At 67.0% G+C, this 23,618-nt stretch carries 23 protein-coding genes and 2 pseudogenes; 18 read left to right on the top strand and 7 right to left on the bottom strand.

The genetic code is table 11. From position 1 onward, the window contains the following. The first annotated feature begins 181 nt into the window (after positions 1 to 181). Genes QOI01_RS05125 through QOI01_RS05145 form a run of 5 tightly spaced genes read left to right on the top strand, consistent with a single transcriptional unit; the run spans position 182 to position 4,979 of the window. The gene (locus QOI01_RS05125; protein WP_526379106.1) at positions 182 to 1,651 is read left to right on the top strand and encodes an aldehyde dehydrogenase; all 1,470 of its coding nucleotides are present in this window, start codon (positions 182 to 184) and stop codon (positions 1,649 to 1,651) included. 20 nt (positions 1,652 to 1,671) lie between these two features. Continuing rightward, the gene (locus tag QOI01_RS05130) at positions 1,672 to 2,433 is read left to right on the top strand and encodes an SDR family oxidoreductase (RefSeq protein WP_526379107.1); all 762 of its coding nucleotides are present in this window, start codon (positions 1,672 to 1,674) and stop codon (positions 2,431 to 2,433) included. Then, positions 2,430 to 3,305, top strand: coding sequence for an NAD(P)-dependent oxidoreductase (locus tag QOI01_RS05135; protein ID WP_526379108.1), 876 nt, complete (start codon positions 2,430 to 2,432; stop codon positions 3,303 to 3,305). Before QOI01_RS05130 ends, QOI01_RS05135 begins: the two co-directional genes overlap by 4 nt. Before the next feature lie 2 nt (positions 3,306 to 3,307). Next, entirely contained in the window at positions 3,308 to 3,763 is a 456-nt protein-coding gene (locus QOI01_RS05140) for a carboxymuconolactone decarboxylase family protein (protein ID WP_526379109.1), read from the top strand. Beyond that, positions 3,753 to 4,979 (top strand): hypothetical protein, encoded by a 1,227-nt coding sequence (locus QOI01_RS05145; RefSeq protein ID WP_526379110.1) that lies wholly within the window; start codon positions 3,753 to 3,755, stop codon positions 4,977 to 4,979. The genes QOI01_RS05140 and QOI01_RS05145 overlap by 11 nt, the downstream gene beginning before the upstream one ends. Here the strand turns inward: QOI01_RS05145 and QOI01_RS05150 are convergent. Next, the gene (locus tag QOI01_RS05150; protein WP_526379111.1) at positions 4,966 to 6,114 is read right to left on the bottom strand and encodes an MFS transporter; all 1,149 of its coding nucleotides are present in this window, start codon (positions 6,112 to 6,114) and stop codon (positions 4,966 to 4,968) included. The two genes, QOI01_RS05145 and QOI01_RS05150, sit on opposite strands and share 14 nt — an antisense overlap. A 10-nt stretch (positions 6,115 to 6,124) precedes the next feature. Here QOI01_RS05150 and QOI01_RS05155 point away from each other — a divergent pair, with 10 nt between their 5' ends. After that, entirely contained in the window at positions 6,125 to 6,517 is a 393-nt protein-coding gene (locus QOI01_RS05155) for a winged helix-turn-helix transcriptional regulator (RefSeq protein WP_526379112.1), read from the top strand. Here QOI01_RS05155 and QOI01_RS05160 read toward each other — a convergent pair. Next, positions 6,489 to 7,103, bottom strand: a complete 615-nt coding sequence (locus QOI01_RS05160) for a TetR/AcrR family transcriptional regulator (RefSeq protein ID WP_526379113.1) — start codon at positions 7,101 to 7,103, stop codon at positions 6,489 to 6,491. The genes QOI01_RS05155 and QOI01_RS05160 overlap by 29 nt on opposite strands. 25 nt (positions 7,104 to 7,128) lie before the next feature. Beyond that, on the bottom strand, positions 7,129 to 8,460 hold the full coding sequence (locus tag QOI01_RS05165) for a cytochrome P450 (protein ID WP_526379114.1): 1,332 nt from the start codon (positions 8,458 to 8,460) through the stop codon (positions 7,129 to 7,131). Positions 8,461 to 8,557: 97 nt separating this feature from the next. Between QOI01_RS05165 and purD the strand changes: the two genes are divergently transcribed. Further along, positions 8,558 to 9,826, top strand: a complete 1,269-nt coding sequence (gene purD, locus QOI01_RS05170) for a phosphoribosylamine--glycine ligase (protein WP_526379115.1) — start codon at positions 8,558 to 8,560, stop codon at positions 9,824 to 9,826. Between the two features lie 6 nt (positions 9,827 to 9,832). Here purD and QOI01_RS05175 read toward each other — a convergent pair whose 3' ends face one another. Continuing rightward, positions 9,833 to 10,738 (bottom strand): alpha/beta hydrolase, encoded by a 906-nt coding sequence (locus tag QOI01_RS05175; RefSeq protein WP_526379116.1) that lies wholly within the window; start codon positions 10,736 to 10,738, stop codon positions 9,833 to 9,835. A 107-nt stretch (positions 10,739 to 10,845) separates the two neighbouring features. Here QOI01_RS05175 and QOI01_RS05180 point away from each other — a divergent pair, with 107 nt between their 5' ends. Both QOI01_RS05180 and QOI01_RS05185 read left to right on the top strand, forming a co-directional pair. Further along, the gene (locus QOI01_RS05180; RefSeq protein ID WP_526379117.1) at positions 10,846 to 11,457 is read left to right on the top strand and encodes a TetR/AcrR family transcriptional regulator; all 612 of its coding nucleotides are present in this window, start codon (positions 10,846 to 10,848) and stop codon (positions 11,455 to 11,457) included. An 84-nt stretch (positions 11,458 to 11,541) separates the two neighbouring features. After that, positions 11,542 to 12,720, top strand: a pseudogene (locus tag QOI01_RS05185) (amino acid permease); the annotation flags it as partial. Here QOI01_RS05185 and relZ read toward each other — a convergent pair. Then, positions 12,717 to 14,426 (bottom strand): bifunctional ribonuclease/(p)ppGpp synthase, encoded by a 1,710-nt coding sequence (gene relZ, locus QOI01_RS05190; RefSeq protein WP_526379118.1) that lies wholly within the window; start codon positions 14,424 to 14,426, stop codon positions 12,717 to 12,719. The pseudogene QOI01_RS05185 and the gene relZ overlap by 4 nt on opposite strands. A gap of 52 nt (positions 14,427 to 14,478) precedes the next feature. On the opposite strand from relZ, the gene purB reads away from it, so the two are divergent. The 4 genes and pseudogenes from purB to QOI01_RS05210 all read left to right on the top strand — a co-directional run bounded on the left by purB (position 14,479) and on the right by QOI01_RS05210 (position 17,065). After that, positions 14,479 to 15,897: an adenylosuccinate lyase gene (gene purB, locus QOI01_RS05195; RefSeq protein ID WP_526379129.1), complete on the top strand. Its 1,419-nt coding sequence runs from the start codon at positions 14,479 to 14,481 to the stop codon at positions 15,895 to 15,897. A 152-nt stretch (positions 15,898 to 16,049) separates the two neighbouring features. After that, positions 16,050 to 16,280 (top strand): annotated as a pseudogene (locus QOI01_RS05200) (cytochrome P450); the annotation flags it as partial. A 22-nt stretch (positions 16,281 to 16,302) separates the two neighbouring features. After that, positions 16,303 to 16,719, top strand: a complete 417-nt coding sequence (locus QOI01_RS05205; RefSeq protein ID WP_526379119.1) for a hypothetical protein — start codon at positions 16,303 to 16,305, stop codon at positions 16,717 to 16,719. Next, complete coding sequence (locus tag QOI01_RS05210; RefSeq protein WP_526379120.1) at positions 16,607 to 17,065, top strand: SLAC1 family transporter; 459 nt, start codon at positions 16,607 to 16,609, stop codon at positions 17,063 to 17,065. The genes QOI01_RS05205 and QOI01_RS05210 overlap by 113 nt, the downstream gene beginning before the upstream one ends. Here the strand turns inward: QOI01_RS05210 and QOI01_RS05215 are convergent. Both QOI01_RS05215 and QOI01_RS05220 read right to left on the bottom strand, forming a co-directional pair. Beyond that, positions 17,025 to 17,888, bottom strand: a complete 864-nt coding sequence (locus tag QOI01_RS05215; protein WP_526379130.1) for a type IV toxin-antitoxin system AbiEi family antitoxin domain-containing protein — start codon at positions 17,886 to 17,888, stop codon at positions 17,025 to 17,027. The genes QOI01_RS05210 and QOI01_RS05215 overlap by 41 nt on opposite strands. A 108-nt stretch (positions 17,889 to 17,996) precedes the next feature. Continuing rightward, entirely contained in the window at positions 17,997 to 18,611 is a 615-nt protein-coding gene (locus QOI01_RS05220; RefSeq protein ID WP_526379121.1) for a hypothetical protein, read from the bottom strand. Between the two features lie 40 nt (positions 18,612 to 18,651). On the opposite strand from QOI01_RS05220, the gene QOI01_RS05225 reads away from it, so the two are divergent. The 5 genes from QOI01_RS05225 to QOI01_RS05245 all read left to right on the top strand — a co-directional run. Next, positions 18,652 to 19,554 carry a phosphoribosylaminoimidazolesuccinocarboxamide synthase gene (locus QOI01_RS05225; protein WP_526379122.1) on the top strand — a complete coding sequence of 301 codons (903 nt, stop codon included), beginning with the start codon at positions 18,652 to 18,654 and terminating at the stop codon, positions 19,552 to 19,554. Continuing rightward, positions 19,551 to 21,695 carry a S9 family peptidase gene (locus QOI01_RS05230; protein WP_526379123.1) on the top strand — a complete coding sequence of 715 codons (2,145 nt, stop codon included), beginning with the start codon at positions 19,551 to 19,553 and terminating at the stop codon, positions 21,693 to 21,695. The genes QOI01_RS05225 and QOI01_RS05230 overlap by 4 nt, the downstream gene beginning before the upstream one ends. A 150-nt stretch (positions 21,696 to 21,845) precedes the next feature. After that, positions 21,846 to 22,400 (top strand): TetR/AcrR family transcriptional regulator, encoded by a 555-nt coding sequence (locus QOI01_RS05235; RefSeq protein WP_526379124.1) that lies wholly within the window; start codon positions 21,846 to 21,848, stop codon positions 22,398 to 22,400. Between the two features lie 23 nt (positions 22,401 to 22,423). Next, the gene (locus QOI01_RS05240) at positions 22,424 to 22,912 is read left to right on the top strand and encodes a glutathione peroxidase (RefSeq protein WP_526379125.1); all 489 of its coding nucleotides are present in this window, start codon (positions 22,424 to 22,426) and stop codon (positions 22,910 to 22,912) included. A gap of 98 nt (positions 22,913 to 23,010) precedes the next feature. Continuing rightward, on the top strand, positions 23,011 to 23,618 hold a 608-nt coding region (locus QOI01_RS05245), incomplete at its 3' end, for a DUF2334 domain-containing protein (protein WP_526379126.1).

Here is a 23,618-nt window from a genome sequence, read left to right on the forward strand (position 1 = left end):
TCCAAGTTATCCGACGGCGCCGCATTTAGGCAAGCCGATCAGTCGAAATCCCTGTACAAACGCTATTTCACAAAATTCGTCCCAGCTAGGTCACGTCCAACCTTGCCACCGGCAGGTCGCTGCGGTTATGGTTCGACACAATACAGTCGGACAGTTGTCCAGAAGATGAACGGGAGTTCGAATGGCGCTACTGGGCGATCGCGAGAGTCGACTGCTCATCGACGGCAAGCTGGTGGCCGGAAGCGGGGGAACCTTTCCGACGCTCAATCCAGCTACCGAGGAGGTTCTCGGCGTCTCGGCCGATGCGAGCGCCGATGACGTGGAGGCGGCGATCGGGGCCGCGCGTCGGGCGTTCGACGAGACGGATTGGGCCACCAACGTCGAGCAACGGGTGCGTTGCATTCGCCAGTTGCAGCAGGCGATGCGCGATCATGTCGAGGAACTGCGGGACCTGACGATCGCCGAGGTCGGCGCGCCGCGCATGCTCACTTCGGGTGCGCAACTGGAGGGCCCGGTCGAGGATCTGAGCTTCTGCGCGGACACGGCTGAGTCCTATCGGTGGACCACCGACTTGGGCATTGCGTCGCCGATGGGCATGAAGACTCACCGCACGGTCGCAAGGGAGGCGATCGGCGTGGTTGGAGCCATCACGCCGTGGAACTTCCCGCACCAGATCAACCTGGCCAAGATCGGGCCTGGGCTGGCCGCGGGAAACACCCTGGTGCTCAAGGCCGCTCCCGACACACCCTGGGCTGCCGCCGTTCTCGGCGAACTGATCGCGGAGCACACCGACTTCCCCGCGGGCGTCATCAACATCGTCACCGCCAGTGACCATGGCGTCGGGGCGCTGCTGTCGAGGGACCCGCGTGTCGACATGGTGTCGTTCACCGGTTCCACGAACACCGGGCGGGCCGTCATGTCCGACGGCTCGGCCACGCTCAAGAAGGTGTTCCTCGAGCTCGGCGGTAAGTCGGCGTTCCTCGTGCTCGACGACGCGGATCTGGCTGGGGCGTGCTCGATGTCGGCGTTCACGGCTGCCATGCATGCCGGGCAGGGCTGTGCGATCACCACCCGCCTGGTGGTGCCCCGCGCCCGCTACGACGAGGCGGTCGAAGCCGCCGCGGCCACGATGGCCGGGCTGAAGCCGGGCGATCCGAACGAGCCGGGCACCATCTGCGGTCCGGTGATCTCCGAGCGCCAGCGTGATCGCATTCAGGGCTACCTGGATTCGGCGATCGCCGAGGGCGGCAGGTTCGCCTGTGGCGGTGGCCGGCCGGCCGACCGCGACACCGGGTTCTTCATCGAGCCGACCGTGATCGCCGGCCTCGACAACGGCGCGAAGGTCGCGCGGGAAGAGATCTTCGGTCCGGTGCTGACGGTCATCGCGCACGACGGCGACGACGACGCGATCCGCATCGCGAACGACTCGCCGTACGGCCTGTCCGGCACGGTGTTCTCGGGCGACGACGAGCGCGCCGCGGGGATTGCCGCACGCCTGCGCGTCGGCACGGTCAACATCAACGGTGGCGTCTGGTACTCGGCGGACATGCCGTTCGGCGGCTACAAGCAATCCGGGATCGGCCGGGAGATGGGGCTCGCTGGCTTCGAGGAGTACCTCGAGATCAAAGCGATTGCCACGCTGGCGAATTAGAGAAAGCAGAGGGCTTGTGCATGGGTCTTTATGGTGATCAGTTCAAGGACAAGGTGGCGATCGTCACCGGTTCCGGCGGCGGCATCGGCCAGGCGTACGCGGAGGCGCTGGCGCGTGAGGGCGCCGCGGTGGTGGTGGCTGACATCAACACTGGCGGCGCACAGAAGGTGGCCGACGCGATCAAGGGCGAAGGCGGCACCGCACTCGCCCTGCGGGTGGACGTCAGCGATCCCGATTCCGCCAAGGAGATGGCCGCGCAGGCCCTTTCCGAATTCGGCGGTATCGACTACCTGGTGAACAACGCCGCGATCTTCGGCGGGATGAAGCTCGATTTTCTCGTCACCGTCGACTGGGACTACTACAAGAAGTTCATGAGCGTGAACATGGACGGCGCGCTGCTGTGTACCCGTGCCGTCTACCGCAAGATGGCCAAGCGTGGCGGCGGTGCCATCGTCAACCAGTCTTCCACTGCAGCGTGGCTGTACTCGAACTTCTACGGTCTGGCCAAGGTCGGCATCAACGGCCTGACCCAGCAGCTGGCCACTGAACTCGGCGGACAGAACATCCGGATCAACGCCATCGCGCCGGGGCCCATCGACACCGAGGCCAACCGGACCACAACGCCGCAAGAGATGGTCGCCGACATCGTCAAGGGAATTCCGTTGTCGCGCATGGGACAACCGGAGGATCTGGTCGGCATGTGCCTGTTCCTGTTGTCGGATCAGGCCAAGTGGATCACCGGGCAGATCTTCAACGTCGACGGTGGACAGATCATCCGATGACCGAAACGCCTGACAATGAGGTCAAGCTCGGGTACATCGGGCTCGGCAACATGGGCGCGCCGATGGCCAAACGGCTCGTCGAATGGCCCGGCGGTGTCACCGTCTTCGACATCCGCACCGAGGCCATGACGCCGCTCGCCGAACTCGGTGCGACACTGGCCGACAACGTCGCCGACGTGGCCGCCGCCGACATCGTCAGTGTGACGGTCCTCAACGATGCGCAGGTCCGTGAGGTGGTAGCCGAGCTGGCCGCGCACGCCAAGCCGGGCACCGTGATCGCGATCCACTCCACGATCAGTCCCGAGACGGCCGTCGAGCTCGCGGCCGAGCTGAAGCCCAAGGGAATTCACGTCGTCGACGCGCCCATCAGCGGTGGCGGCGGAGCAGCTGAAAAGGGTGAGCTGGCCGTGATGGTCGGTGCCGACCGCGAGGTCTACGAGCGGATCAAGCCTGCGTTCAAGCAATTCGCGTCGGTCGTGATCCACGCCGGAGAGCCGGGTGCGGGAACGCGAATGAAGTTGGCCCGCAACATGTTGGCGTTCACCAGCTACGTTGCCGCGTGTGAGGCGATGAAGCTGGCCGAGGCCGCAGGCATCGACCTGAAGCAACTGGGCCGGGTCGTCCGTCACACCGATGCGCTCACCGGCGGGCCCGGCGCGATCATGGTGCGGGACGACACGTCCAACCTCGCCCCCGATCACTGGCTTCATGACACGTTCGTCCACACCCGCGGTCTCGGCGAGAAGGATCTGAGTCTGGCGTTGGCCCTCGGCGAGGCGACGGGCACCGAGCTGCCGCTCGCCGAAGTGGCGCTCAAGAACCTGGCAGCGGGACTCGGCGTGCCGCATGCCGCGCAGAGCACGAAGGAGTGACCATGGACGACTTGCGCCGCAAGGGCCTCGAGAAGATGAACGAGGTCTACTCGTGGGAGATGCCGAACATCGAGGGCGACCCCTACTTCGATCTCACCGTCGATCACCTCTTCGGCAGCATCTGGACCCGCCCTGGCCTCTCGATGCGCGACAAGCGGCTGATGACGCTGACCGTGGTCACCGCACTCGGGCTGCAAGACCTGACCGAGGTCCAGGTGAACGCCGCGCTGGCGAACGACGAGCTCACCGAGGAGGAGCTCAAGGAGATGTCGATATTCCTCACCCACTACGTCGGCTTCCCGTTGGCCTCGGGGCTCAACGGGGTGGTGGGCCGCGTGGTGGGCAAGCGTAGTAAGGCTGACAAAGCCGGTAGCGGGAAGGACACGGCCGAGGATAGGCGAGCGAACGTCAACGCGGCCGTCAAGATGAATACCGGGAAGCCACTCGATGATGAGTAGATATGCCGCGCTGTCGCGCGACGAACTGGCGACCCTGGTCCCCGAGCTGCTGCTGATCGGTCAATTGATCGACCGGTCCGGAATGGCCCACTGCATCAGCGCGTGGGGCCGCGACGAGATGTTGCAGATCGCGATCGAGGAATGGGCCGCGTCCAGCCCGCTCTACACCAAGCGGATGCAGAAGGCGCTGAAGTACGAGGGCGTCGACGTCATCACCATCTTCAAGGGGCTGCAGCTCGACATCGGCGCCCCACCGCAGTTCATGGACTTCCGGTACACCGTGCACGACCGGTGGCACGGCGAGTTCCACCTCGACCACTGTGGGGCGCTGCTCGACGTCGAGCCGATGGGCGAGGACTACGTCCAGGGCCTGTGCCACGACATCGAGGACCCCACCTTCGACGCGACCGCGCTGGCCACCAATCGCAAGACCCAGGTCCGGCCGATCCACCGGCCGCCGAGGACGCCCTCCGACCGGCACCCGCACTGTCGGTGGACGGTCATCATCGACGAGTCCTATCGCGAGGTGGCGTTCATCCCGGCGATGGACGTCGTTGGCGCCAGCCGCGCGTACTCGTGCGAACTCGACCCGATCGATCCGAATGACGAAGGCATGGAGGACTATTCGGGCCCGCTGTTGTCCGACGTCGACTTCGGCGCGTTCTCCCATTCGGCGCTGGTCCGCATCGCCGACGAGGTGTGCCTCCAGATGCATCTCCTGGTGCTGTCCTTCACGCTCGCCGTCAGGGCGCGTGCGGGTGGCGACGTGGCGCTGGAGGAATCGATCCGCACCAAGCAGTTGATCGGCATCGCAGGCATCGCCGCCGAGCGTATTCACGAGGCGTTGAAGCTGCCCGGCGGAGTCAAGGGCGCGCTCCGCGTCCTCGAACTGCACCCGCTACTGAACCCGGCGGCCTATGTGTCGGTGGACGTCGACTCCGAGTTCCTGCACGTTCGCCGCTCACCTGCCTACGAGGACGGTGCCTGGATCTCGCTGGTCTCCCCGGTGGCCGACAAGCCGCTGCAGGCCATCGTCAACGCCGTCGATCCGTACCTGCGGGCGGAGGTCACCGGCACGGGATCCGACTGGACGGTGCGCGTGATCGAGACCGACACCCCGGCAAAGGAGTTGGGCGAGGTCGCCGTGACTAGGTTCTCAGGCGGTGCGTCGTGGGTCTTCGAGAATCGGAAGTCGTTGCCGCTTACGGTTGTTTGATCAATCGATCACCGGCCCAGACGGCGAGGGCGACTACGGCGAACGCGGTTCCGACGATGCTCGCCCCTGTCCATCCGGCATGGGCGTAGGCGACGGTGGCCGCGACGGCCCCAGCGCCGGTGCCGATCGAGTAGTAGACCATGTAGCCGCCGATGAGACGGGTGGTCGCGGTGGGGTCGGACTCCACTATGAGGTGCTGGTTGATGACGTGAATTGCTTCGCCGGCGAAGTCGAGGACGACGAGGCCGATCGCGAGCACTAGTAGCGAATTCGGGGTTTGGGCGATGGCCAGCCACGACCCGAGGAAGGCGATGAGCGTCGCGCCGGTGGCGACCTCGGCGCGGCCGCGGTCGGCCCACCGGCCCGCGCCCGACGCGCCGAGCGCCCCTGCCGCCCCGACGATGCCGAAGAGTCCGATCTGCGACGTCGTCAAGTCCCACGGTGCGGCAGCCAGTGGCAACGCCATCGACCCCCATGCCGCGCCGAAACTGGCGAACATCAGTCCGCCGATGAGGCTTCGTGTGCGAAAAGTCCTGTCGCGCATAGTCAGCACCACGACCGTGGCAACGGCGAGGTGGTACGGCACGACGTCCTTGGCGATGGTGTCGCGCGGCAGCGCAAAGGCCAGCCATCCGGTGACGCCGAGCATGACCACCGCGGCGATTCCGAAGACCGCACGCCACCCCAAAAGGTCGGCGATGGACCCGGAGACGGTGCGCGCCAGCAGGATACCGATGACCACGCCGCTGGTCACCACGCCGACGGTGCGTCCGCGTCGGCCGGATGGACTGGCCGCTGCGGCGAACGCGGTGATCACCTGAACAACCGTGGATGCGGCACCGAAGATTGCGGAGCAGACGAGGAACGTCCATGCCGATGGCGCGACGGCGGCGCCGAGCAACCCGACGGGGGTGACGACCAACTGGATGAGAATGATGCGGCGCCGGTCGAACCGGTCACCCAGCGGCACCACCATCACCAGGCCCAGGAGATAACCACCCTGCGTCGCCGTCGTCACCCAGCCCAGCGCGGCAGTCGACATCTGCAGTTGCGTACCGAGGTCGGTCAGCAGCGGTTGAGCATAGTAGACGTTGGCCACGGCAGCGCCGCTGACGAACGCCAGTAGTAGGGCCATCCGGGAACCGATGGTCTGGGACGTCCGGCTGTCGAGGGCGGCCGTGCATGTCATTCGATCGGCCCGTTTCCAGCGAAGCCTCGGCGTGGCAAAGAACATCCTGTCGGCGCGGTTGAGTCAACTGGTCGAGGCTGGCGTGCTTTCGACCCGACCCGACGCGGGCGGCTCTGCATATCACGAATACGTGCTCACGCCCAGGGGTGAAGCGCTGTTCCACCTAGTGGTCGCGCTACGGGAATGGGGCTCTGACAACGGCTTCGACGACGAGGAACCGCGCAGCACCTACGCCGACGCGCGGAGTGGAGGATCGCTGCCGCGGCTGCGATACGAGACGCCCGACGGCGACCAGATCCGGCCCGAGCACACTCATCCGGTCAGACCGGCCGGCTGGACCTCGCCGTGAGCAGAGCCGAGCCGACCCACCGTCGCATGTAGTCGCGTAGCTCCCCGCCGGTGCGCGGCGGCCTACCGGGGTCGATGACGAACGACTGGATGATCCGCAACAGGTGCTCGGCCAACTCGTCGAGGTCGCGGTCGCCGTAACCCGCTGCGGCCCAATCGACGTTGAAACGACCGAGCATCGACTTGGCGAACTCCAGGGCGATGTCGGAGGTGACCGACTCGGTGTGCGCGTCAGCACGGCCCGGCACGATGAGCAGGCCGATGTGCTTGTCCTTGGGTAGCCATTCCAGTGCGGTCGCGATCGCCTCGACGACGGCTTCAACGGGATCGGTGATGCCCCGCAGATGATCGGCGAGCCGTTCGAGAAAGTCGACGGCCGCGTGCTCTGCGGCGGCTACCAACAGCGCGTCCGTACTTGGGAAGTAGCGATACACGGTCTGGCGCGTGACGCCGAGGGTGCGGGCGACGTCGGCGATGCTCAGGTCGGCGCCCCGCTCGTCGATGGCCCTGCTTGCGGCATCCAGAATCCGCGCGACGGCCTCGTCATCCGTCGCGGGCGTGGATCCCGACCAGCCATGGGTACGCACCCCGGAATACTAGCCGGGCCCGACTTCAGCCCCGGTAGGAGACCGACAGCTCCTTGACCCCGTTGATCCAGCCCGATCGAAGCCGTTGTGGTTCTGCAATTTTGGCGATGTCCGGAATCTGGTTCGCGAGCTCGTTGAAGATCAGTTTGATCTCCATTCGGGCCAGGTTGGCTCCGATGCAGAAGTGCGCACCGTTGCCACCGAAGCTCAGGTGCGGGTTGGGATTTCGTAGGATGTCGAATTCGAAGGGCCGGTCGAAGACGGACTCGTCGAAGTTGGCCGAACTATAGAACAGACCGGCCCGCTGCCCCTCGCGGATGGTGACGCCGCCGAGCTCCACGTCGGCCTGCGCCGTGCGCTGGAAGCAATGCACCGGGGTGGCCCAGCGGACGATCTCGTCGACCGTCGTGTCGGGTCGCTCTTTCTTGAACAGCTCCCACTGGTCGGGGTTGTCGAAGAACGCATTCATGCCGTGCGTCATGGCGTTGCGGGTGGTCTCGTTGCCCGCCACCGCGAGCAGGATGACGAAGAACGCGAACTCGACGTCGTCCATCGACTCACCGTCGATGTCGGCCTGGATCAGCCGGGTGACGATGTCGTCGGCGGGGCAGCGCCTGCGCTCCTCGGCCATGTTGTACGCGTAGCCCATCAGCTCGGCGTTGGCGACCGTCGGGTCGGAGTTGAAATCGGGGTCGTCGGTGTTCATGATGCAGTTGGTCCAGTGGAACAACTTGCCGCGGTCGGCCTCGGGGACGCCGATCAGGTCCGCGATCGCCAGCAGCGGCAGCTTGGTCGCGACGTCGTCGACGAAGTTGCCGCCGTCCTTCGTGGCCGCCTCGGCGACGATCTCGCGCGCCGCCACCGCGAGCTTCTCCTCGAGCGCCGCCACGGCGCGCGGCGTGAACAGCCTGGAGACGATCTTGCGCAGCCGGGTGTGCTCGGGAGCGTCGTGGTTGATCAGCAGCGCCTTCGTCAGGTCCAGCTGCTCGCTGGTGACGCCGTCGGGCAGTCGCATCACTGCGCCCTTGCGGTTGGTCGACCAGTCCTCACCGTTGCGGGAGATGGACTTGATGTCCTCGTGGCGGCTGATCACCCAGTAGCCACCGTCGTCGAAGATCGACCCCTGCTGCTCGTTCCACCAGACCGGTGCGGTCTTGCGAAGTTCGGCGAACTCGGTGACCGGGATGCCCCGGAGCAGGACCTCGGGATCGGTGAAGTCATACCCCGGGGGCAGGAGCGAAGTGACTCGGGGGGAAGCACTGCCCGGGGGCAGGAGCGAAGCGACTCGGGGGGAAGCACTGCCCGGGGGCAGGAGCCCGTTGGCTCCGAGTGGACAGCCGCTCTTCATGCTCGTCATGGCGACACCTCCTGGGTGTGACGTAGTGCACTGTCGATCTTGACCATACACTGGCGATCAGAGTGTATGCCCGCAGGGAGGATTAGGGTTGTTGACCGTGCGCGTCCTCGTGATTGGATCCGGTGCCCGTGAACATGCACTGCTGTTGGCGCTACGCCGGGACCCCGAGGTAGAGGCGCTCGCGGCAGCACCAGGAAACGCGGGAACCGGGGCGCTCGCCGAGCAGTACGACGTCGACATCACCTCCGGCGACGAGGTGGTCAAACTGGCGCAACGCTTCGGCGCCGATCTCGTGGTGGTCGGCCCCGAGGTGCCCCTGGTTCTCGGCGTGGCCGACGCCGTGCGGGCTGCCGGGATCGCCTGCTTCGGACCGTCGAAGGGCGCCGCGCGCATCGAGGGCGCCAAGTCCTTCGCCAAGGACGTGATGGACGCCGCGGGGGTGCGCACCGCCAGGAGTGAGATCGTCGACAACCCGGCACGCCTCGACGCGACGCTGGACCGGTTCGGCACTAGCGCGGGCGATCCCGCGTGGGTGGTCAAGGACGACGGGCTTGCCGCGGGCAAGGGCGTGGTGGTGACGGCCGACCGCGACGCCGCCCGCGCGCACGCCGCGAGCCTGCTCGACTCCGGTCACCCGGTGCTGCTCGAGTCGTTCCTCGACGGGCCAGAGGTGTCGCTGTTCTGCGTGGTCGACGGCGAGACGGTGGTCCCGCTGCTGCCAGCACAGGACTTCAAGCGTGTCGGCGACGGCGATACCGGTCCCAACACCGGAGGCATGGGCGCGTACACCCCGTTGGACTGGCTGCCGGCCGACGTGGTCGCGTCGATCGTCGAGGACGTCGTGAAACCCGTTGCCGCCGAACTCGTCAGGCGCGGCTGCCCGTTCTCCGGGTTGCTGTACGCAGGCCTGGCCATCACGTCCCATGGCCCCGCGGTAGTGGAATTCAACTGTCGCTTCGGCGATCCCGAGACCCAGGCCGTGCTCGCGCTACTCGACAGCCCGTTCGGGCAGCTGCTGCGTGCGGCCGCGACCGGAGAACTCGCGGCCCATCCGCCAATGCAGTGGCGCGACGGCGCCGCGGTGGCCGTGGTGCTCGCCGCCGAGAACTATCCGGGGCGCCCCCGCGTCGGCGACGTCATCGCCGGCTCGGAAGCCTCCGGCGTCCTGCACGCCGGAACAACCCGGCGTGACGACGGCGCCGTGGTGTCCTCGGGTGGGCGGGTGCTCTCGGTGGTGGGCACCGGAGCCGACCTGGCCGCGGCGCGCGAGGCCGCGTACGCGCTGATTGGCTCGATTCGATTGCCGGGCAGTCACTTTCGCACGGACATCGGGCTCGCCGCGGCAGAGGGCCGGATCAGCGTCTAGCTCAGCTCAAGCGACGAGGATCGGCGCCGTCCACTCGATCTCGGCCGGAAGTTGCGAACTCCAGAACGCACCGTCGTGCCCGCCGGGGGAGAAGCCGCCGGACGGCGGGGTGGGCAACTGCCCGATGTACTGCTTGGTGGCCGAGTAGAAGGGATCGCTGTTGCCGCAGTCGATCCTGACGGGGATCGACGCCAGGTTCGGCAGACCCCACACGCTGTTGGCTGCGTAGTCGCCCGCGCCGTCGAAGGCGCCAGGGGCCGTCGCCCCCGAGGACGTCCACAGCGCCGGGCTCACCGCGCAGATCGACGCCGTGCGCGCCGGACCCAGCCGCGAGCCGAGCAGCAGCGCGCCATAGCCGCCCATCGACCAGCCGAGGAAGCCGACGCGCGACGTGTCCAGGCCTTGGGAGCTCAGCATCGGGATCAGTTCGTCGAGGACCATCGCCCCCGAGTCCTCGCCCGAGGCCCGCTTATGCCAGTAGCCTCCGCCACCGTCGACGGCCACCACGGCGAACGGCGGGATGCCCGCCGCGACTGCCTGCGCCAGCCCGTCCTCGACGCCGCCTGCCATCACGCCCTCCGCGTCTTGACCCTTGCCGTGCAACGCGATGACCGGACGAAGCGTCCCGGTCTGGCCAGGGGGCCGCGCGATCGCCCAGTTGGTCGAGACACCGCCGCGTGCCGCCGACACGAACGACCCGGTGAGGTAGGTCGGGGCGGCCGTCGGCGGTGGCTGCAGTGGCGGTGGTGGAGCGAGCGGAGCGCCGACTCCCGCCATCGCGACCGGCGGAGTGGTGACCCGTGGTTCGCGCAGCGTCGAGCCGAGTGCGTATGCGCCCGCGGCGCCCGCGGCGGCGCCGACGCCGAGTCTCAGGATCGCTCGACGGCTCAGGTCTGACACGAGGGCCATCATGCCATCGCTCCGCCGCTTACACCCAAACCCGTCGCCGGGACGGACTTCGGCGAGTAGAGGCTTGCAGTTGGCCGAAAGTCCAATGCCACAGTTCCGTTGCTGGCAGCATGCAAGGCGTGACGGCAGCGGTCACCCCCAAGGGTGAAAGGCGGCGGTACGCGCTGGTCAGCGCGGCCGCCGATCTGCTATGCGAAGGCGGCTTCGACGCCGTCCGGCATCGTGCGGTCGCACGCCGCGCGGGGCTGCCGTTGGCGTCGACGACGTACTACTTCTCCTCGCTCGACGACCTCGTCGAGCGAGCCGTCGAATACGCCGGTATCCGTGAAGTCGAATTGCTCGGCACGAGGGTCGCCGCGCTGTCGCGACGCAAGCGCGGCGCCGAGTCGACGGCGGACGTCCTTGTCGATCTGTTGGTCGGCGACGGTCCCGGCACACGGGTGTCCGAACAGTTGATCTCGCGCTACGAGCGCTACATCGCGTGCGCGCGCCAGCCGGCGCTGCGCGACGTTCAGCGCCGCATCATGAAGCAACGCACCGAGGCCGTCGTCGAGGTGGTGGAGCGTTCGGGGCGCTCGGTGCGCGCGGAGTTGATGACGGCACTGGTGTGCGCCGTCGACGGCGCGGTCGTCGCGTCGCTCGTCGGTGTCGGGGACGGCCCGAGGGCGACGGCACGCGCGACGCTCGTCGACGTCATCGACGTGCTCGCGCCTTACGACTAGTTTCGCCGGCGCCCTGGACGCGATGGCGAAGTCCTTCCCCGAACTCGGCGCGACCATGCATCTGCTGGGCCGCAACCCCGAGAAGCGCTCTACGCTCACAAGGCCTTCGGCATTCACTTCGTCACGTTCCTGGTCGCCTTCGTCGTCATGTGCTCGGGCATCACCTCGGCGTCCACGGCATCGCGCTTCTTCGCGTCGAACTTCTTCAAGGGGTTCGGGTTCGACTGGGGGACAGGCGGAATCGTCGCCGTCGCCCTGCTCTTCATGGTGATCGTGGCCGCGGTCAACCTGCGCCGCGTCGGCGAGAGCGTCAAGTTGAACGTGGTCCTGACCATCGTGGAGATCACCGGCCTGATGCTGGTGATCTTCGTGTGCTTCTGGGCCTTCACTCAGGGCGGTGACGTCGACTTCTCCCGCGTCGTCGCCTTCGACACCGCCGAGGACAAGAATGCGTTCCTCGCGGTCACGACGGCGACGTCCCGGGCGTGCTTCACCATGGTCGGTTTCGAGGACTCGGTCAACATGGCAGAGGAGACCAAGGACCCGGTGAAGATCTTCCCGAAGATGCTGTTGACGGGCCTGGGCATCGCAGGCGTCGTCTCCATCATCGTCGCCGTCGTCGCGGTGGCACTGGTCCCCGTCGGCACGCTCGAGGCCAGTGAGACGCCACTCGTCGAGGTGGTCAAGGCCGGGGCGCCGGGCCTGCCGATCGAGCAGATACTGCCATTCATCTCGATGTTCGCGGTCGCCAACACGGCGTTGATCAACATGCTGATGGCCAGTCGCCTGATCTACGACATGGCCAAGCAGCACGTCCTGCCGCCGGTGCTCGGCACCGTGCATCCCTCGCGCCGGACCCCGTGGGTCGCCATATCGTTCACCACCGCAATCGCTTTCGGGCTCATCCTGTACGTCACGGCGTTCGCGGGAGACTCCGCGATCTCCACCCTTGGCGGGACCACGTCGCTCTTGCTGCTCGCGGTATTCGCAGTCGTGAACGTCGCCGTGCTGGTGCTGCGCAAGGACGTCCGCGCCGACGGAGCGCACTTCAAGACGCCGACGTGGCTGCCCGTCGTGGGATTCGTGGCGTCGCTATATCTGGTGTTACCGCTGTCCGGTCGGCCGCTGCAGCAGTACGTGCTCGCCATCGCGCTGGTCATCCTCGGCATCGTCCTCTTCGGCATCACCTTGGCCATCAACCGCGCCGTCGGGATTCGCGGTTCCGGGATCACGGACGTGGAGAAGCTGGATGCCGAGCCTTAGTCGGTGAGCTTTTCCAGCCGCGCTTGCAACTGCGTGACGCGATGCGCGTTCCCGGTCAGGCCGACATAGCGATCGCCGAACCGGGCCAGCAGGGCATCGTCGAGCCGGCGGACGGCGCCCGCCGGATAGCGGTAGTCCATCTTCGCGTTGACCGCATCGGTGTCGAACGTGTCGAGGAGCTCGTCGAGCTCGTCGAGTGAGTCGATGCCGAGTTCCAGCAGCAGCCCGGCGATCCACGCGTAGTGGTCGGTTCGCGACCAGCCCGCGTCCGGAAAGCGGTTGCCCAGGTACGTCGCTAGGACCGGTGTGCCGATGCGGGGATCGCTGGACTGTTCGGACTGCTGCGCGGGCGGCGAGCTCTTCAGCCGCTCGCGGATCGCCGAGAATTCCCGGTCGGCCAACTCCAGCAGCCCGGCCGCCAGGGTGAACCGGCGGTCCAGGTCCGGCGCGTCCTCCTCGGGAATCGAGCCCTTGTAGCGGATGTCGTGCTCGAACTCCGCCCACGCGTGCTGCAGGACGGTCCGCACCTGGATGGACGCCGGCTGCTGCTCGCCTTCGACGGCGACCAGCAGATGCCTGCTCGCGTAGCCCCATCTGCCCTCGCGGGCCGTCTCCTGGCCCATGTCCCGGTCGTCGAGAAGTTGCATCTCCTCGGCCAGCAGATTGGCCACCGTGGTGACGTCGTCGCGCAGGAACGTGATCACCCGCAGCCCGATCTGGTCGGTGATCTCGGACAACGGATCGGTGTAAAGACGCTGACCGTCCACGCTGCGGTCCGCCTTCTGGGCGAACGACGTCACGCTCTTGGTGCGGGCGGTGACGTTGAGGTAGTTGATGCCTGCGTCGTCGAGCAGCGTCGTCACCAGGGCGAGATAGCGGTCGGTCGCGCCCAACAGCCCCTGGCGCCGATCGGCATACTGTGCGATCGCCTCCCGCACCGCACCGGGCGTCGGCTCCGGCGGAGCCGGGAACAGGTCGGCGGGCAGCGTCGGCGTGATGGTGGCGCCCGACTCGACGTCGCCGTAAGTCGTCACGTCGTCGGGCCTGCGGGTGGCGAACAACCCCACGTAGGCGCAGATGACGGCGTCGACGGGATCCTCGACCCGACGCAGCTCGCTCTTCTTCTCGGCGGTCTCCACCGCAATCCGAAGCCCGCCCCAGCCGTCGTGGTCGGTGACCCGCAGCGGGGGGTCGGCCTGGGCCAGCGACTCGACGAGCTCCATCAGGCGCAGCAGTTCCGAACGCAACTGGGCGAAGCTGCGGCCCGGCTTCGACTTGTACTTCAGGGTGCGGCCCAGCCGAAACAGCGCCACCGTCGCGGGATGCGGGTAGACCTCGATGGCACGCCGGCATGCCTGGGAATCCGGGTCGATGTCGAGGTCGAGTGCCGTGGCGAGCCGGGCGGCGCGTGGTGTGCCCGCGAACTCGGGCTTTCCGGTGTTGGTGGGGTGGGCGCCCGCCTCGAACTTCGCGAAGTCCCGGTTGAGCGCCGCCTCGCTGGGACGTTGGCCGGTCGGGTTGTTCACCACCAGGGGTGCGTCGAAGGCGACGAGGCAGTCCCCTTGCACGTACGGCGCGATCGCGGCCCTGATGCTGGTGTCATCCTGCGCGACGCCGAGGTGCACCAGCACCCCGGCATCGTCGACGACGGCGACGCCCGTGGGCTTGCGTTCCCCCCACGCGAGGTCCAGCCCGACGAAGTGCACGGCTCTAGCTTGCCCCAGCCGGGTCGTAAGCTGTGTATTCGTGACGATTCCCGTGCCTATCCCAAATGTCCTGGCGAACCGGTACGCCAGCGACGAGATGGTGGCGATCTGGTCGCCGGAGGCCAAGATCGTCGCCGAGCGGCAACTGTGGATCGCCGTCCTGCGCGCGCAGGACGAGTTGGGCGTCTCGGTGCCCGACGGCGTGATCGACGACTACGAGCGGGTTCTGGAGCAGGTCGACCTCGCGTCGATCAAGGCCCGCGAGCGAGTGACTCGCCACGACGTCAAGGCGCGCATCGAGGAGTTCAACGCCCTCGCCGGACATGAACACGTGCACAAGGGCATGACGAGTCGCGACCTCACCGAAAACGTCGAACAACTACAGATCCGTCGCTCCCTTGAACTCGTCCACGCGCACGGTGTCGCGGTCCTCGCGCGGCTGGCCGAACGCGCGGCCCTCTACCGAGATCTGGTGATGGCGGGCCGCAGTCACAACGTCGCGGCGCAGGCGACAACGCTCGGCAAGCGATTCGCGTCGGCGGCCGAGGAGACTCTCGTCGCGCTGACTCGCCTGTCCGAGCTGATCGACCGTTATCCGCTGCGCGGCATCAAGGGGCCCATGGGCACGGCGCAGGACATGCTCGACCTCTTCGACGGCGACACCGCCCGGCTGGCGGAGCTCGAGCGGCGGGTAGCCGAATTTCTCGGCTTCGCAGATGTTTTCACCAGCGTCGGGCAGGTGTACCCGCGGTCGTTGGACCATGACGTCGTGTCCGCGCTCGTTCAATTGGGGGCCGGTCCTTCCTCGTTGGCGCACACCATTCGGCTGATGGCGGGCAACGAACTGGTCACCGAGGGCTTCGCGCCCGGCCAGGTCGGCTCCTCGGCGATGCCACACAAGATGAACTCGCGTTCGTGCGAGCGCGTCAACGGTCTGCAGGTCGTGCTGCGTGGGTACGCATCGATGGCCGCCGAACTCGCAGGCGCACAGTGGAACGAGGGCGACGTGTTCTGCTCGGTGGTGCGTCGCGTCGCGCTGCCCGACGCGTTCTTCGCCGTCGACGGCCAGATCGAGACGTTCCTCACCGTGCTCGACGAGTTCGGCGCCTACCCCGCAGTGATCCAGCGTGAGCTCGACCGCTACCTGCCCTTCCTGGCCACCACCCGGATTCTGATCGCCGCGGTGCGCGCCGGCGTCGGCCGCGAAACGGCCCACGAGGTGATCAAGGAACACGCCGTCGCCGTGGCCCTCGCCATGCGCGAAAGGGGTTCGGAGCCAGATCTTCTGGACCGACTGGCCGCCGATCCGCGATTGCCTCTGGATCGGGCTGCCCTCGACGCGGCGCTGGCGGATAAGGAGGCGTTCACCGGTGCGGCCAGTGCGCAGGTCGACGCCGTCGCCGCGGCCGTCGAGGAGTTGGTGAGGCGGTACCCCGAAGCGGCGAAGTACACCTCGGGCGCCATTCTGTGACCCTGGCGGCGGTCGACTTCACCGATCTGAACAACTTCGCGGCGGGTTTCCCGCACGAGTTGTTCGCGGTGCACCGCCGCGAGGCTCCGGTCTACTGGCACGAACCCACCGAACACACCCCCGACGGCGAGGGTTTCTGGTCGGTGGCGGTGTTCACCGACGCGGAGGTGTTCGGCGTGGCGCGAAAGCCCAACCCACACTTGGGTTTCGGGCAAGGGGTGCACTACTGCCTTGGTGCGATCCTGGCGCGCCTCGAGTTGCGGGTGCTGTTCGAGGAGTTGCTGACGCGGTTCCGCGTCGCCTCGTTGCTCAAGCCCGTCGAGTGGACCCGCAGCACCCGGCACACCGGCATCCGGCACATGGTGGTCGAACTTCGGCGATGAGGCCGACGCATTCGCGGCCGTGATGGCGACGGCCATCGTGTCGGTCGCCGCCGCCGATCACGGCATGACCGTGGTCAGTGTGGCGCTGGCGGTCATCGCGGTTGTGGCGCTGCCGGTGCTCGTGTTCGTGACGTCGGTCGTCTGGAAACGGGATTCGTGGAAGCTCGGCGACCTGGACACGGCGATCGGCTTGCTCACCTACGTCGCCGCGTGCTGCGTGCTGGCGGCCAGGTTCGATTCACACCCGGTGGTGGTGCTGGTTCTCGGCGGCCTGGCTCTACAAGGGTGGCTGTGCTTGACACCGTTCATCGTCAGGGGAATGCGTGATGACGGCACTCATCGTGTGGCGGGCCACGCAAGAGCCCGCGGCACGGCGCAACGTCCCGCCCGACCACTGGATCCTGATGGGCGGTCTGGCGGTCGCGACGCTGGCGGGTGAGCACGTCCACCACGCGCTCCATCCCGGTCCCATTGCCGATGCCGTGCGCGGTGTGACGATCGTGACGTGGGTGCTGGCGTCGCTGTGGATCGTCCCGCTGGCCGCCATCGGCTGGCGCCGGATTCGCGATTGGCCCGCGGTGTTCCCGCTCGGCATGTACTCGTCGGCGACCTTTGCGATGGCGGCCGAGACGGGCTGGACCTGGTTGAGGGGCGTCTCGTCGGCGTTGTTCTGGCTCGCGTTCGCGCTGTGGCTCGCCACTTCCACACCCCTTGCGATTTCGGCGCGCTCAGTTGCGTCTGCCGCTACTCACCGCGCCCAATCGCGTGGCGGATGGTGGCGATGACCCGTTCCGGGTACTCAGTCAGGTCCAGCCAGGTGAATCGAAGCACCTGCCAGCCGGCCAGGGCGATGGCGTTCTGACGCACACGGTCGTTATGGAAGTCATCCGCATCACTGTGAAAAGCCAAGCCGTCGGTTTCGACCGCGACCTTGCACGCTGGGAAACCGGCGTCGACGCGGTATCCGACGACTGGGTAGTTTGCCACCCACCCGGCGATCCCAGCCTGCTTCAACAGTTGGATCAATAGACGTTCTGCCGCCGAGCGAGCGCCGTCATCCGCCGCTTGCAGCATTCGGCGCGCTGCGGGCGAACCGTATCGCCCCTTGTTCCGCAGGTGGGCAGTCCACAACGGAGGCAGCTCGACATGTCGCTGCAGCGCGGTGTCCAACAACTTTGCGCCTCCCCCTCGTCTAACGGCCGCTTCGATGGCGGTGAGTGCGATGGCGGTCACCTGCAAGCCGCGACGCTCGACGATGTCCGCGCTCTTCAAGTCGCGGCGACGAACTCGCGAACCAGCGTGGCAACGGCCGTGACTATTGCGTGGCACCGTCACCTCCACGGTGTCGGGCGCGAACTTGGTGACGCCGTGCCACCATGCGGCGGCCAGACCACTCGCCGCGGCTCGCTCGCCATAGCTCCACACCGCGGCACGAATTCGTGCCGCGTCATCGAACGGCCTGTCGTCTGCGAAATAGACTCCCGTTGCGCACTGGCGCCATTCACCGGTCCTTATGCGCCGGTGGACGGCGTACTTGCTGAGCCCGGCGCCGCGGGCCTGCGCCAGCGTCACGACCCCGTCGTGCCTTCGAAGTAGTTCGTTCAACACGCAGGGGTTGACGTCGAGGACGGCGATCTGGTTCCCCATCGGTCGACTTCGGCGCGGCGGGTTGCGGCGATCGCAACTGACCGCGCCGAAATCGCGGGGGGAAGGGGGCTAGGTGCGGCGGATGCCTGACGAGCGGAGCTCGAGGTTCGCCAGGCCGCGGATCGCGATCGCGTCGTCGCGGCGCCAGGCGCCCACGGGGTCGATGCTGACCGACGCGAGCTTGGCCAGCGGCCGGTTGGCCAGCGCGCGCAGCGCCAGCAGTTGCTCGCCCGCCGGGGTCGCCGCCAGCGTGATAGCCGTCCACTTGCGCCGGAAGAACCGGATCCGCAGCACCAGCCATGGCATCGCGACGAACAGGATCGGCGGCGCGGCGACGGCAACCCCCAACACGACCGCCAACCAGGTCGCGGTCGTGTCGAGGCTTACGCCTGCACCCGCGATGTCGAGAGCTGCCCTGCTCGCCGCCCGCAACGGCTTGCTCAGCTCGTCACCGATCAGGGGAAGGCCGTCGGTGCTGTCACCCGCCGAGTTCAGGTTCTTCGAGACACCGGTGGCGCCCTCGCCCACCTGCCTGCCCACCTCGGCGATCGTGGACACCGCGGAATGCACCGCCAGGCCGACGAACACCCACACGGTGCTCCACAGCACGACGACGACGTCGCTGACCAACTGCCAGAGCAGACGACCGGGAGTGGTGGCGTAGGGGATGTAGCGAGAGCTCATGGGTGTGATCCCAGCACAGATGGACCGATAGTCTTGCCCGATGCGCCCAGCTCTGACCGACTACCGACATCTGGCCAGCGGCAAGGTTCGCGAGCTCTACAGCATCGACGCTGACCACCTGCTGTTCGTCGCCAGCGACCGCATCTCCGCGTTCGACTACGTCCTCGACACCGAGATCGGAGACAAGGGCCGCATCCTCACCGCGATGAGCGTGTTCTTCTTCGACTTCCTCTCCGAACACACGGGGGTGCCCATCCACCTGGCGGGGCCCGCCGACGACGAGCGGATTCCCGTCGAGGTGCTCGGCCGCGCGCTCGTCGTGCGACGGCTTGAGATGATGCCGGTCGAGTGCGTGGCCCGCGGCTACCTCACCGGATCCGGCATCATCGACTACCGCGCGACGGGTCGGGTATGCGGCATCGCGCTTCCGGACGGGCTAACCGAGGCCAGCAAGTTCGCCGAGCCATTGTTCACCCCCGCGTCGAAAGCCGAGCTGGGAGAACACGACGAGAACATCAGTTTCGACGCCGTCGTCGACCTGGTGGGAGCTGAGCGGGCCGCCCAGTTGCGCGACCAGACGTTGGGCATCTACTCCCAGGCCGCCGAGCACGCGCTGGGCCAGGGGATCATCCTCGCGGACACCAAGTTCGAATTCGGGGTCGACGGGCACGGTGACCTGGTGCTCGCCGACGAGGTGTTGACCCCCGACTCGTCGCGGTACTGGCGGGCCGACGACTACCAGGAAGGCGTCGTGCAGCCCAGCTTCGACAAGCAGTTCGTCCGCAATTGGCTGACCGGGCCCGAATCTGGCTGGGACCGCGGCAGTGACGTGCCACCCCCGGCTCTGCCCTCCGACATCGCCGAGGCGACCAGGGAACGCTACATCGAAGCATACGAACGTATTTCAGGATTGAAGTTCGCAGACTGGATCGGAGCCAAATGACCGGCACACCGCCGATTGCCAAGCGTGTCGACCATCGCCGTGAACACCACGGCGATGTCTTCATCGATCCCTACGAGTGGCTCAGGGACAAGTCCGATCCCGAGGTCATCGCCTACCTGGAGGCCGAGAACGCCTACGCCGAGCAGCGGACCGAGCACCTGGCGCCGTTGCGGCAGAAGATCTTCGACGAGATCAAGGCCCGCACCAAGGAGACGGACCTCTCGGTGCCCACTCGCCGCGGGGAGTGGTGGTACTACGGGCGTAGCCTCGAGGGCAAGCAGTACGGAATCCACTGCCGTTGTCCGGTAACCGATCTCGACGACTGGACACCACCTCAGCTCGACGAGAACAGCGACGTGCCAGGGGAGCAGGTACTTCTCGACGAGAATGTCGAAGCCGAGGGGCACGAGTTCTTCTCGCTCGGCGCGGCGTCGATCAGCGTGGACGGGCACACGCTCGCCTACTCGGTCGACGTCCTCGGCGACGAGCGCTACACCCTGCGGTTCAAGGACCTGCGCACCGGCGAGCTCTACGAAGACACCATCGCAGGCATCGGCGCCGGGGCGACGTGGGCGGCGGACAACCACAGCGTCTACTACGTCACCCTCGACGACGCGTGGCGCCCCGACACCGTGTGGCGTCACCGGTTGGGCGCGGGGATTCCCGCCACCAAGGTCTTCCACGAGCCCGACGAACGGTTCTGGGTCGGGGTGGGGCGGACGCGTAGCAACAAGTACGTTTTCATCGCAGCGGGCAGCTCGGTGACGGCCGAGGTTCTCTACGGCGACGCCGCAGACGGAGACGCCGAGTTCGTCCCGGTGCTGCCGCGTCGTGAATCGGTTGAGTACTCGGTCGAACATGCCGTCGTCGGGGGTGAGGACCGCTTCCTCATCCTGCACAACGACGGCGCCGAGAACTTCACGCTGGTCGAGGCTCCAGTCAGCGATCCGACGGCGTTCCGTACGCTCATCGAGCACCGCGAGGACGTCCGTCTCGATGGCGTCGACGCCTTCGCGAGCCAACTCGTCGTGAGCTACCGTAGCGAGGCTCTGCCCCGTATTCAGTTGTGGCCCATCGATGCCGACGGCAACTACGGCACGCCCGAGGAGATCACCTTCGCTACGGAGCTGACGTCGTCGGGGCTGTCGGGGAATCCGAACTGGTCGGCGCCGGTGCTGCGGGTCGGGACGACGTCGTTCATCGTGCCGGTGCGTGTCTACGACATCGACCTCGCGACGGGTGAGCGGACGATGTTGCGTGAGCAGACAGTGCTCGGCGACTACCGGCCCGACGACTACGTCGAGCGGCGGGACTGGGCGCCTGCGCCCGACGGCACCCGGATCCCAGTGTCCATCATCTACCGTGCGGGAGTGCAGTTTCCGGCGCCGACGCTACTCTACGGGTACGGCGCCTACGAGTCCTGCGAGGACCCGCGGTTCTCGATCGCGCGACTGTCGCTGCTGGACCGCGGCATGGTGTTCGTCATCGCGCACGTGCGTGGCGGCGGTGAGATGGGCAGGCCGTGGTACGAGCACGGCAAGATGCTGGAGAAGAAGAACACGTTCACCGACTTCATCGCGGTGGGCGCACATCTTGTGGGCACCGACGTGACCCGCCCCGAGAGCATGGTGGCTCTCGGCGGAAGCGCGGGTGGCCTGCTGATGGGTGCGGCGGCGAACATGGCACCGGACCTCTTCGCGGGCATCCTCGCCCAGGTGCCGTTCGTCGACGCCCTCACCACCATCCTGGACCCGTCGTTGCCCTTGACGGTCACCGAGTGGGACGAATGGGGAAATCCGTTGTCCGACGAGGACGTCTACCACTACATGAAGTCCTACACGCCGTACGAGAATGTGGAGGCCAAGGACTACCCGGCCATCCTGGCCATGACTTCGCTCAACGACACCAGGGTCTTCTACACCGAGCCGGCCAAATGGGTTGCCGCACTGCGTCATATCAAGACCGATGACCATCCGATCCTGTTGAAGACGGAGATGGTCGCCGGCCACGGCGGGATCAGCGGACGCTACGAGCGGTGGAAGGAAGCGGCATTCCAGTACGCCTGGGTGTTAGCCACCGCAGACCGCGACAACCACGGCAACGGACAGGTAGACGACCTCCTGAGCAGTCCGGACGTCTAATCGGGACGTCATCGACTTCGGCGCGAGCGGCGATGCTGCCACGGAGTAGCGCCATGACTGCGGCCATCACGAACCTCTTCGACTAGACAGTGACAAGAAGACGATGGCAACGATCCAGCCACTGTCAAGATTGCTGCCTATGATGATCCGATGAGCAAGGAGTCCTATCACCACGGCGATCTCAAGGCGGTGATCCTGGGGCAGGCGGCGACTCTGGTGGCCGAACGCGGTGCCGACCGCATCTCGCTCCGCGAGCTGGCGCGTGCCGCGGGCGTCTCGCACGCCGCTCCCGCCCACCACTTCACCGACCGCCGCGGGCTCTTCACTGCGCTGGCCACCGAGGGCTACCGGCTCCTGACTGTCGCGCTCACCGATGCCCGACCGCGTTTCATCGACGCGGCACGGGCCTACGTACGGTTCGCTCTCGACCACCCCGGCCACTACGAGGTGATGTTCGACAAGTCGCTGTACGACGATGCCGATCCCGAGCTGATTGCGGCTGCCACCGCGGCCGGTGCCGAACTCAACCGTGGCGTCGGTACCCTCACCGACGAGCACGCAAAGGACGACCCCGAAGGCGCCGCGCTCGCGGCTTGGTCACTGGTGCACGGGTTTTCGCTGCTCTGGCTGAACGATGCGGTCGACACCGCGGGCGATCCGGTGGCCACGATCGAGCGCCTGGCAGGCATCCTGTTCGACGATTAGTGCGACGGGGTAGCGTCGCGTTCATGAGCCTGACCGACATTTCACTGACCACCCTCGATGGCAAGCCGGCCTCGCTGGCCGAATTCGCCGACGGCGCCGTGCTCGTCGTCAACGTGGCGTCGAAGTGTGGTCTGACACCGCAGTACACCGCTCTGGAACAGCTGGCCAAGGACTACGGCGAGCGCGGGCTGACGGTGATCGGCGTGCCGTGCAACCAGTTCATGGGCCAGGAGCCCGGCTCGGCGGAGGAGATCCAGTCGTTCTGCTCCACCACCTACGGCGTGACGTTCCCGCTGTTGGAGAAGGCCGACGTCAACGGCGCCGACCGGCATCCGCTCTACGCCGAGCTGACCAAGACCGCCGATGCCGAGGGCGAGGCGGGCGACGTGCAGTGGAACTTCGAGAAGTTCCTGTTGGCGCCCGGCGGCGGGATCGTCAACAGGTTCCGCCCGCGCACGGTCCCCGATGCGCCAGAAGTGATCAGCGCGATCGAGGCCGTTCTGCCCCGGTAACGGCACTGTGCTGCTGGTCCCACCCACCACCCAAAACGCCATCTCCCGCCCACGTGTCCGACACCGTTGGGACACCTGACGTTGCCATACTTCGTTGCGTGGCTGGAGAACTGATCGTCTCGATCTCCGGGATAAGGGACCGCACGCTGGCCGACGTCGACGCGTTCCGTCAGGAGCTCTCCGCCCGGGGGGTGCCCGCCTCGTACCTGGTGGCACCGCGGCTCAAGGGCGGCTACCGGTTGGATCGCGACGATGCGACCGTCGAGTGGCTGGCGCGGCACCGCGCCGCGGAGGACGCCGTCGTCCTGCACGGCTACGACGAGGCCGCCACCAAGAAACTCCGCTGCGAATTCGCCACGTTGCAGGCACACGAGGCCAACCTTCGGCTGATGGGCGCCGACCGGGTTCTCGAACATCTCGGCCTGCGCACCCGGCTGTTCGCCGCCCCGGGGTGGACGGTATCCCATGGCACGGTCATTGCGTTGCCGCGCAACGGATTCCGCCTCGTCGCCGGACTGAGCGGTATCACCGATCTGGTGCGTGGAACGACGTCGAGGGCCAGGGTGGTCGGCATTGGCGAGGGCTTCCTCACCGAGTCGTGGTGGTGCCGGACGCTGGTGCTGTCGGCCGAGCGCACCGCCCGGCGGGCGGGGACCGTCCGCGTCGCCGTGGCCGCGGGACAGCTGCGCCGACCTGGTCCGCGCCA

The organism is Mycobacterium sp., from assembly GCF_032162605.1.
In the GTDB taxonomy this organism is placed as follows: Bacteria; Actinomycetota; Actinomycetes; order Mycobacteriales; family Mycobacteriaceae; genus Mycobacterium.